Raw genomic sequence first — 777 nt, 5'->3', positions numbered from 1 at the left:
CAGTCGCTCGCGGAGATGGCCAAACGCAGGCTCCGCAACAAGATCCCCGAACTCACCGAGGCCCTGACCGGACGCTTCCGCAACCACCACGCGTTCCTCGCCCGGCTGTATCTGGACCAGTACGACCAACTCACCACCGCGATCGGGCACCTGGACGAGCGGATCGAAGAGGCGATGGCCCCCTTTCGTCCCGCCCTCGACCTGCTCGACACCATCCCCGGGATCAACCAAGCCGTCGCCGAGGTGATCATCGCGGAAACCGGCGGCGACATGACCCGCTTCGCCACCGCCAAACACCTCGCCTCCTGGGCGGGCGTCTGCCCCGGCCACCACGAGTCCGCCGGCCGCACCAAGAACACCAAAGTCCGGCCCGGCAACCCCTACCTCAAAGGCGCCCTCGGGCTGGCAGCCTTCGGCGCGGTGAGAACCAAGGACACCTACCTACAGGCCCGCTACAAGCGGCTGATCGCCCGCCGCGGCCCGCTCCGAGCCCTGGTCGCCATCGAGCACTCGATCACCACCGCCATCTGGCACATGCTCACCGACCACGTCCCCTACCACGAGCTCGGAGGGACCTACTTCACCCAGCGCGACCCCGAACGCGCCACCCGCCGAGCGATCAACCAGCTCAACCAGCTCGGCTACACCGTCACCCTCAACCCGATCGAGACCGCAGCCTGACCGGCAGCTCCGGACACCCGGCGACCCCACGGCCACCGGGCACCCAGCCCAGCCCTGCCCACGCCCACCCTGACCTGCATCTATTTACGCGTCAGA

Annotated in this window: 1 protein-coding gene; it reads left to right on the top strand. The window is 68.2% G+C overall.

The window, feature by feature from the left end; all coding sequences use genetic code 11:
- On the top strand, positions 1 to 681 hold a 681-nt coding region (locus ABD357_RS29985), incomplete at its 5' end, for a transposase (protein WP_344394150.1).
- Between the last annotated feature and the right edge of the window lie 96 nt (positions 682 to 777).

Origin of the sequence: Streptomyces vastus, from assembly GCF_039532825.1 — a bacterium.
Classification (GTDB): domain Bacteria; phylum Actinomycetota; class Actinomycetes; order Streptomycetales; family Streptomycetaceae; genus Streptomyces; species Streptomyces vastus.
This window is presented reverse-complemented; position numbering and strand designations above follow the sequence as displayed.